The organism is uncultured Meiothermus sp. (assembly GCF_937863175.1).
In the GTDB taxonomy this organism is placed as follows: Bacteria; Deinococcota; Deinococci; order Deinococcales; family Thermaceae; genus Meiothermus.
The window spans coordinates 1-9,015 of the sequence record NZ_CALMCQ010000406.1; the positions used below are offsets into that span (position 1 = coordinate 1).

General features: G+C 60.9%; 10 protein-coding genes. 1 reads left to right on the forward strand and 9 read right to left on the reverse strand.

The features are described 5' to 3' along the window. Nucleotides 1–66: 66 nt before the first annotated feature. Genes Q0288_RS15315 through Q0288_RS15335 form a run of 5 tightly spaced genes read right to left on the reverse strand, consistent with a single transcriptional unit; the run spans nucleotide 67 to nucleotide 4,825 of the window. The gene (locus tag Q0288_RS15315; RefSeq protein ID WP_299432280.1) at nucleotides 67–1,326 is read right to left on the reverse strand and encodes an ABC transporter substrate-binding protein; all 1,260 of its coding nucleotides are present in this window, start codon (nucleotides 1,324–1,326) and stop codon (nucleotides 67–69) included. After that, nucleotides 1,323–2,321, reverse strand: a complete 999-nt coding sequence (locus Q0288_RS15320) for an Ldh family oxidoreductase (protein WP_299432283.1) — start codon at nucleotides 2,319–2,321, stop codon at nucleotides 1,323–1,325. The genes Q0288_RS15315 and Q0288_RS15320 overlap by 4 nt, the downstream gene beginning before the upstream one ends. Then, nucleotides 2,318–3,247, reverse strand: a complete 930-nt coding sequence (locus Q0288_RS15325) for a hydroxyacid dehydrogenase (protein WP_299432286.1) — start codon at nucleotides 3,245–3,247, stop codon at nucleotides 2,318–2,320. The genes Q0288_RS15320 and Q0288_RS15325 overlap by 4 nt, the downstream gene beginning before the upstream one ends. 52 nt (nucleotides 3,248–3,299) lie before the next feature. After that, the gene (locus tag Q0288_RS15330) at nucleotides 3,300–4,475 is read right to left on the reverse strand and encodes a UxaA family hydrolase (RefSeq protein ID WP_299432289.1); all 1,176 of its coding nucleotides are present in this window, start codon (nucleotides 4,473–4,475) and stop codon (nucleotides 3,300–3,302) included. After that, entirely contained in the window at nucleotides 4,475–4,825 is a 351-nt protein-coding gene (locus Q0288_RS15335) for a UxaA family hydrolase (protein WP_299432292.1), read from the reverse strand. The genes Q0288_RS15330 and Q0288_RS15335 overlap by 1 nt, the downstream gene beginning before the upstream one ends. Before the next feature lie 76 nt (nucleotides 4,826–4,901). On the opposite strand from Q0288_RS15335, the gene Q0288_RS15340 reads away from it, so the two are divergent. After that, nucleotides 4,902–5,552: a GntR family transcriptional regulator gene (locus tag Q0288_RS15340; protein ID WP_299432295.1), complete on the forward strand. Its 651-nt coding sequence runs from the start codon at nucleotides 4,902–4,904 to the stop codon at nucleotides 5,550–5,552. Nucleotides 5,553–5,740: 188 nt separating this feature from the next. Here Q0288_RS15340 and murQ read toward each other — a convergent pair whose 3' ends face one another. From murQ to Q0288_RS15360, 4 genes are all read right to left on the reverse strand, one after another. Next, entirely contained in the window at nucleotides 5,741–6,631 is an 891-nt protein-coding gene (gene murQ / locus Q0288_RS15345) for an N-acetylmuramic acid 6-phosphate etherase (RefSeq protein ID WP_299432298.1), read from the reverse strand. Between the two features lie 12 nt (nucleotides 6,632–6,643). Next, entirely contained in the window at nucleotides 6,644–7,531 is an 888-nt protein-coding gene (locus Q0288_RS15350; protein ID WP_299432301.1) for a BadF/BadG/BcrA/BcrD ATPase family protein, read from the reverse strand. Further along, a complete protein-coding gene (locus Q0288_RS15355; protein WP_299432304.1) occupies nucleotides 7,528–8,226 on the reverse strand; it encodes an N-acetylmannosamine-6-phosphate 2-epimerase in 699 nt (232 codons plus the stop codon). Before Q0288_RS15355 ends, Q0288_RS15350 begins: the two co-directional genes overlap by 4 nt. A gap of 2 nt (nucleotides 8,227–8,228) precedes the next feature. Then, on the reverse strand, nucleotides 8,229–9,015 hold a 787-nt coding region (locus Q0288_RS15360), incomplete at its 5' end, for a carbohydrate ABC transporter permease (protein ID WP_299432307.1).

A 9,015-nucleotide genomic window follows, 5' to 3' on the forward strand; every position in this document is an offset into this window, starting at 1 on the left:
GAAAAACCGCTCTGAAGTATTGGAAGTGGGGTCAGGGTCAGGCGCCTCAACCCCACCACCATCAACTTATCTGCCGCCGTAGATCGCCTGCAGTCGGCTCACGATATCGCGGGCCGCCTGCTCGGGGGTTTTCTGCCGGGCCAGCACCTGGTTGGTGTTGACGCGGATGGCCTCGGAAATCTCGGCGTAGCGGGGGTGTTGGGGACGGGCGCGGGCCGCCTGCACTACGGGCAAAGCCTGGCCGAACCAGGGATTAACCCGCAGGATGTCGGCGTCGCGGTACAGGGCTGGGAAGACCGGCAGGTTGGACGCTTCAATGGCCAGGATTTTGGAGACCTCGGGGCTGCTCAAAAAGCGCACCAGGCGGTGGGCCTGGGCTTTGTTACGGCTGAAGTCGGAGACGGCCCACTGCCAGCCTCCCAGGCAGCTCGCCTGACGGCCCCCTGCAAATGCAGGCAGCGGCACTACTCCGATTTTGCCCTTGACCTGGCTGTCGGCATCGTTCTGGAACCTGTTCCAGGCGTAGGCAAACATGGTGCCAAATATCCAGCGTCCGGCCTGCATCTCGCTACGGATGGTGTCCTGGGGCTTTTCGGCCATGTTGGGGGGCGAGACCCGCTGATCCATCAGACCCACCCAGAATTGCAGGGCGCGTTGAGCCTGTTCTACGGTAAGTGAGAACTGGCCCTGGGCGTTGGTCACGTCGCCCCCGGCGGCCCAAACCGGCAACAGGAAAGTGCAGACTGCACCCTCGGCGGGGGCGCCAATAAAGCCGATTCCGTTGAGGTTGGGGTTGTTTTCGCGTTGAAGAATGGTCTGGGCCTGCTGGATGGCTTCCTCCCAGGTGCGTGGGGGTTGAAAACCGTACTTCTCGAGCAAGTCGGTGCGGTAGTACAGGAACATCGCGTCGGCAAAGGCTGGCAGTGCAACCAGTTGCCCATTGATCACATTGGCCTGGGAATAGGCCGGGAGGTACTGCCGCAAGAGGTTCTGGCGTGAAGCGGCGGGCAGATATTTGTCCAGCGTATCGGCCCAACGGCTGGCCAGGTACTGGGCGGGTCGGATCACGTCAATCAGGATGATGTCAATGCTGGGATCGCGCGAGGCCAGCACGGTGGTGAGGTACTGCTGTTGCTGATCGGAGGTAGCGCCCCCCACCTCCACATCCACCCGGATGCCGGGGTTGCGCGACTGATAGAGGTCGAAAATCTTCCGCATCACATCCGGGCGCTGCTGCCCGCCCACAAACACCCGCAGACGGGTTTGCTGGGCCAGCGCAGTAGACATCACCAGCACCGCGACCAGTAGCCAAAAAAGCTTCTTCATGAGGTTCCTCCTCCTTGTAAACGTATGCCTAGTTTACCGAGTTCGGCCTGAAGCATCTCGTTCACGTCCACACCTTCTTGTAAAGCCTTTTCTCGTAAAGCGGTTCGCCGTGCACCGGGAATCCGGCCTCCAACCGCTTCAAGAGCATGGATGAGTTGAGCCGCCCGGCTTGCGTAGCCGGGGCCAAAAGCACCGGGATCAAATGCCAGGAGCAGTAGCCCAGGTTTAGCAGCCTGCTCGGGGGGCATCCAGGGCAAGGGCAGATCGGGCGAGAGTACATCCCCCGCCAGAGCCCCTGCCAGGATTTCCACCAACACCGCCAACGCGAACCCCTTCCCATCTCCCATGGGGAGCAAAGAGCCTTCCAGAGCCGCCCTGGCATCGGTGGTGGGCTGGCCCTCTTTGTCTAGTGCCCAGCCCTCCGGGATGGGATCGCCTTTTTTGGAGGCGGCGATGATCTTGCCACGGGCTACCACTGAGATTGAGGCATCAATGATGACCGGATGGGGATAGGCGGGCGCACCCAGGGCAATTGGATTGGTGCCCAGCACCGGCCCTGGTGCAATGGCAGGGGGGGTGTTGGCAAAAGCCAGGGCGACCAGCTCTTGCTGGGCCAGCCGTCCCACGTAAGCGGACAACACCCCGGAATGTCCGGCTCCCCGCACTGCCAGCGTTGCACTGCCTTGTTCCCTGGTCATCTGGGCCAGGGCTCGCACCGCAAACAACCCGGCTACCGGCCCCGGTGCGCCATCGGCATGCAGAACCGCTACCGAGGGCTTGGTGCGCTCCAGACGCATCTGCGGTCTTGGATTCAGGCCGCCAGCCTGGATCTGGCTGGTGTACTGGGCAATACGCGTCAGGCCATGCCCTACATTGCCTTCGATTTCGGCCTCGAGGATCACCTCGGCAACCTCGTCGGCGTGGTCGAGGGCCAGTCCCAGGATATGGAAGTGGCTCGAGACCCCCCGCTTGAGGTCGGGATACGCGATTCTCATCCGCCCACCCCCAGCGCGCGCAAAACCCCTTCTGCGACCCGCAGCCCCACCGCTTCCTGGGCCTCGGCCGTCAGGCCGGCCACATGGGGGGTTATCCACAGGTTATCCACACCGCGCAGCACGTGTTCGGCCGGAAGTGGCTCGGGGTCTACCACGTCCAGCACCGCCCCGGCCAGATGCCCCGACTGCAAGGCCGCCGCCAGGTCGGCCTGGTGAATCAGCTCGCCCCTGGCGGTGTTGATGAGATAACTACCTCTGGGCATGCTGGCGATGGTCTCGGCCCGGATCAGCTCCCTGGTTTCGGGTGTAAAGGGCGCATGCAACGATAGGAAATGGGCCAAACCCAGTACCTCGGGGGTGGCGACCAGACGAACCTCCAAATCTTCCACCGCGCTCTCCCAGGCCAGGCGCATGGGGTCGGAGGCCACCACCTGCATGCCGAAGGCCCTGGCCCGCCTGGCGACCCGCAAACCTACCTCGCCCAGGCCCACCAACCCCAGGGTTTTGCCCGCCAGTTCGAAGCCTCCAAAAGCACCCCGGTTCCAGCCGCCCCCGGCTACATGGGCTGCGCCCCCCGCGATATTGCGGGCCATATGCAGCATTGCAGCCAGCACGTACTCGGCCACCCCATTTGCGTTGATGCCACGGGCAAAGTAAAGCTGCACGCCATAGGTTTTGAGGTCGGGCTGGACAATGTTATCCAGGCCCACGCCCAGCCGGCCCACTACCTCGAGGTTCGGTGCCGCCGCAAGCAAATCCGCATTGACCTGGGTCTGGTTGCGTACCACCAGGGCAGTAGCGCCCGCCAGTTTGGCCTTGAGGGCCTCACGGTCTTTCCAGAGGTTGGGGTCGTAAAGCACCTCGAGGCCCCCTTGCTCGAGGCGCTCCAGTCCGCCTGGGGTGATGAACTCGCAAACGATAATCATAGCTGAAAGCTGTAGGCTGAAAGCCAAAGGCAAGAACCTCTGGCTTTCTGCTTTAGGCACTGGGGTACAGTCTGGTAATCACGAACTCGTTATGCCGCAGCAGCTCAGCGGCAGTCAGGCGTCCGTTGGCGGTACGCACAAACACGTCCAGGATGCGGTTGGCAGCCTGATCCAGACTGATGTCGCCGACCAGCAGGTCGGGCAGCTTCACGTCAATGTGCTCAACCATGGTCGAGCAGGTGATGGGATTGGGCGAGATCTTGATTACGGGAATCAGGGGATGCCCCACAATGTTGCCCTGGCCGGTGGTGAAGAAGTGCAGCACGCTGCCCCCCGCCGCGCAGAGCGTCACCTGTTCGGCCCCCGCCGAAGAGCTATTCATGAAGACCAGACCCTGGCCCGGCTTTACTGTCTCGGCGTAGTCCAGCACCGCGTTAACCTTGTGCGAGCCGGTTTTCTGGATGTTCCCCAGGGCTTTTTCTTCGATGGTGGAAAGACCCCCACGGATGTTGCCCTCGGTAGGCTGGGAGCCCAGCAGGTCTACCCCCTGGTCTTCGATCATATGGATGTAATCGTGGTATATCTGCATGAACCTGCGCTTGAGCGCGGGCGTGGCACAACGATTGGCAATCAGGTGCTCCCCACCGGTTAGCTCGGAAGTTTCGCCGAAAATCACCGAGGCCCCCATGTCCACCAGCCGATCTACCGCCTGGCCCTGGGCTTTGTTCCCGGCCAGACCCAGCGTGGGGTCGGACTCCCCACACTTGATGGAGAGCACCAGCTCGGAGACCTGGATCGGTTCACGCCGAAGCTCAGAGGCATCCTGGGTCATCTGATAGGCCACCCTCGAGGCTGCATTGATCACATTGAGGTCGCCGTGGCGTTCGATGGAGAAGGTTTCGACGGGCTTGCCCGTCTTGGCAATGGCCGAGGCCACCTGGTCGGTCCACCTGGGCTCGATGCCGATCACCACCACCCCGTGCACATTGGGGCTGGCCCCGTGGCCCGAAAGGGTGCGGAAGGTGAGTTCCAGGTCTTCACCAAACTGCAAGCGCCCGTAGGGGTGCGGCAGGGCCGTAGTTCCGTTAATGAGCCGGGCCACGCCCTCGGCTGCCGAGTTGGAGAGATCGTCCACCGGGAGGACAAGCACGTGGTTGCGTACGCCTACCGCTCCATCTGGACGGCGGTAGCCGGTGAGCTGCATGGAGGCTTTCCGGGTCTTCGCCATCACTGGCCCCCTTTCTTCAAGTTCTTAGCTTTCGACCTTTGGCTTTTGGCCTTCGACCCTTTGCCATAGTCCCAGCGCAGGGTCCGGATGTTGTGGACGTGCACAAAGCCCCCCTTCTGCACGGCCCTGGTCATCCTGCCCACTTTCTCGCCATACTCGATAACCACATGACCCGGTGGTAAGTCTTTGAGGGCAATTTTATGGCCCAGAGGAACGTCTTCCAGCAGTTTGATCTGGTGCGCTTTTCCGCCCTCGAGGCTCTGAATGTTGAGTTCTTCACCTGCTTTCAGATCGGCCACCGCTACCGCCACATCATCGGTGCTTTTATGAGCCAAGGCCCTATGTGCCACCTGATCCTCCTTTGGTTTCCAAAAGATTTTATATCTAAAATCTTTTGTAGTCAATGTGCTAAAATTACTTTCAGTTATGGCTCTATCGCGAACCACCCTTAACCGCGAGGCCTACAAGGCTTTGCGTCAGGCCATTCTGGGACGCAAAATTCCTCCTGGACATAAGCTGGTGGTTCGGGTACTGGCCGAGGAACTGGGCCTCTCCCCCACTCCGGTCAAGGAGGCCCTGAGTGCACTGGAGCGCGAAGGGCTGGTGGTAGCGGTTCCGCACCGGGGCTATTTTGTACTGGAGCCCAGCCTCGAGGATGTGCAGGAAATCTACAGCCTGCGCGAGGTGCTGGAGGGACTGGCGGCGCGGCTGGCGGTTGAGAACAACGGTAAGGTATTGTCGAAAAAACTCGAGAAACTGCTCATCAAGCAGCGAGAGGCCGCAGAGAAGCGTGACCTCGAGACCTACGGCGACCTGGATCTGGCCTTTCACCGTTCGTTCTGGGAAGCCTCGGGCAGCAAGCGCTTGCTGGCTACCGCCGAGACTATAGACGGTCAAATTCGGATGCTCATCAATAGCTCAGCAGCCATTCCGGGACGTTTGCCCAGATCGCGAGCCGAGCACGAGGCCATCTTGCAGGCCGTGCGGGACAAAAACCCCGAGGCTGCCGAAGTGGCCATGCGCACCCACGTGCGTAACGCGGGGCGGGCCCTGGAACGTTTCCTTTCGCGAAGGTAATGCAATCCAGTACCAACATTGGGCACTGGGTTGGGTATGGGCAGTCATCCTTTATACACAACCCATAGCTTCGAGGCTTCCCTCACCTACAGAAGCTGCCAAAGCCCCTATCTTACCAGCGGTGCGGCATGCCGGAACCCCTACCGTGCGATACAACACCCTGGCCGAACAACGCAAAACGTCCGAGGCTAGTCCAGCGCCCGTCGCACATTCCCATCTACCCTGCTCACCACCGCCTGAGCCGCCTCCCCATCCAGCCCCTTTTTCAACATCACAATGGCGGTCTTGACGCTGTAGCCACAAGCCTCGAGCGCTACCCTCGCCTTATCCTCCGAAACCCCAGTAGCCGCCATTGTCAGCCGCACCGCCCGCGCCAACAGCTTGGCATTGGTGGCCTGCACATCCACCATCAGGTTGCCGTAGACCTTGCCCAGGCACACCATCAGCGTACTGGAAAAGGCATTGAGGGCAATTTTCTGGGCGGTTCCGGCCTTCAGGCGGGTCGAGCCCGAAATCACCTCGGGGCCGGTGTCCAGTACGATTCCCACCTCGCACTGCACCACCATGGGGGTATCGGGGTTGTTGGCAATTCCAATGGTGAGGGCTTCCACTTCCCTGGCCGCTGCGAAAGCCCCTAACGGGTAGGGCGTGGTGCCCGAGGCGGCAATACCGACCATCACATCGCTCTGGGTGGGTTGCAAGGCCAGCACGTCGCGCCTTCCCGCCTCGAAGTCGTCCTCTGCACCCTCTACTGCTTGCCAAAGGGCTTCCTGGCCCCCAGCAATACAGGCCAGGGCCCGCTCACGCGGCCAGGAAAAGGTGGGCGGGAGTTCAGAAGCATCCAGTTGCCCCAGGCGCCCGCTGGTTCCAGCCCCCACATAAATCAAGCGCCCTCCCCTCAACATCCGCGCAGCAGCGAGTTCGGCAGCCCTGGCAATCTGGGGTGCAGCTTTCTGCGCTGCCTGGACTGCGTGAAGCTGGTCGTCCACCAGGGCTTGCACGATTTGCAGGGTGGTGCGGGTCTCGAGGTCGCGATAGGCTTCGTTTATTTTTTCGGTAGCCAGAGGTCTATTGTTCATAATCAGGCTCGTCTATGAATTTTGCAGATCCAGGGCCATACGGGCAGCGGTTTCGGCGCTGGAAGTATACATAACCTCGAGTTCCAGCAGTTCCCTGGCCCCCTGCTCGATGAGCGGACTGACCTGCAATGCGCCCCCACACAGCACCACCGGCAGCGGCCCCAGGCGATGCCGCAAGGTCAGGGCCAGGTCGGCCAGTTCGCGCCCCGCCTGGAGCAAAATTTGGGCAGCAGTCTCGTCTCCCTCCTCGGCAGCCCGACCTACCGCCGGGGCCAGCGCGGCAACTACCTGTCGCCCACCCCCATACACATACTCGCGAATACCAGTCCAGTCACGGCTTCCCAGCACCGCATAGAGGTGTTGGGCCAGCGGATACGGTGCGGTGTCCAGTCCCGAATCGCGCCAGCGCATCAGGTGGCGCAAGGCTGTCTTGCCAATCCAAAAACCGGCCCCTTCATCCCCAATTAGAAAACCGTGCCCACCTGCACGGTAGACACTGCCATCCTGGGCAATGCTATAGGCCACCGAGCCAGTTCCAGCATAGACCACGATGCCCGCACCAGGTGCGAAGTAGGCCCGATAAGCCAGATCCATGTCGTTAAGCACCACTACCCGCTTCTCGGATAAACCCAGGGCTTTCTGGATGTAACCCCTTATCTCCCCTGCTTCTTTAGTCCCCGCATCCAGGCCAGTGATCCCCGCAACCACTGTGCGGGGTGCATGGGGTTTGACCTCCGCTAACAACTGATCCAGAGCAGCAAACACCCTGGCCCGCATTTCATCACCAAACAGGTGTCCGATCAGCGGAGCAACCCGCCCCTGGGCCACTGCCCCACCCTGAGCGTCCAGCACCACCCACTTGCTGCTGCTGGCCCCGCCATCAATACCCAGCACGTTCACGTTGGAACCCCCTGCGCAAAACGGCGGGTGATCTCGAGGGGGTTGGTGATGGCGGTGCCTATCACCACCGCACTGGCACCCAGCTCAAAGGCCCGCGACACCTCTTCAGGCGACCAGAAACGTCCTTCAGCAACAATCGGCACAGCCACAAGGTTTGCCAGTTGCTTTATCAGGTCAAAGTCCGGTCCCTGGGTTTTGGGCGAATAAGGCGTATAGCCCGCCAGGGTGGTCGCCACGAAGTCTGCACCTATTTCAGCCGCTGCCAAACCTTCTTTCAGGGTAGAAATGTCCGCGCATACCCTCTTGCCCAGTTCACTTTGGATGAGTCCAATCAACTCAGCCAATGATTCCCTGGGCCGTGGCCTTGCCGTTGCATCCAGCGCAATCACATCTGCCCCCGCCTCGGCAACCTGTTTAGCTGCGGCAAAATCGGGGGTGATGTAGACTTCGTAACCCTCTATCCAGTGTTTATGGATGCCGATGATTGGCAGGGTGGTCACCGCTCGAATGGCTCGTACATCCTCGGCCCCATTGGCCCGAATCCCCCTCGCGCCCCCTTGCTCCGCCGCCTGCGCCATCGCGGCCATGAACTGTGACCCTTGCAGCGGGTTGTCGCCCCTGGCCTGACACGACACGATCAGGGAGGGAAAAACCAGCCCTCCACTCCCCTGACCCCTGTCCCCTGTCCCCTGCACCCTCACCCCTTCGTCGCCCCTGCGGTAAGACCCTTGATGAACTGCTCGGACAGAAGTAAGTAGAGCAGAATCAAAGGCATCGCGGCCAGGGTAAGGCCCGCGAAGAGAGGGCCGTAGTCGGTGGCATACTCGCCAAAGAACACGGTCAGACCCTGTGGCACGGTTTTGAGGGTAGGATCCTGCAAAAACACCAGGGGCAGGAGAAAATCGTTCCAGATCGGGATGGCCGTATAGATGGCCACAATCGCTAGCTGGGGCCGCACCAGCGGCAGCATCACTTTCCAGAACACCTGCCACTCACTGGCGCCGTCCATGCGGGCAGCGTTGTCAAGGTCGGAGGGCAGGGCCCGGAAAAAGCCGGTCAGGATGAACACGGCTGCCGGAATCCCCCCTGCCGCATAGACCAGAATCAGTCCGAGGTGTGAGTTAATCAGGCCCATTTCCTTGAGCTGCACGAACAGCGGTACCAGCACCAGCTTGGCCGGGAACATCAATCCAGCCAGGAAGAATACATAAACGGCATCGTTGAAGCGGAACTTGAAGCGTCCCAGCGCATAGCCAGCCATCGCGCTGAAACCCAGAATTAGTACTTGGGCCCCAGCCGTAATCAGGATGGAGTTACGGAAGTAGAGGTCAAACCGCCCCGACTCCCAAACCTGGGCAAAGTTATCCAGACTCCAGGTCTGGGGCAGGGCAAAGGGGGAGGCGTAAATTTCCGGGGTGGGTTTGATGGCAAAAATGAGCATCAAGAGCAGCGGCAAAATCACCCCCAGGGCGTTGAGGATCAGC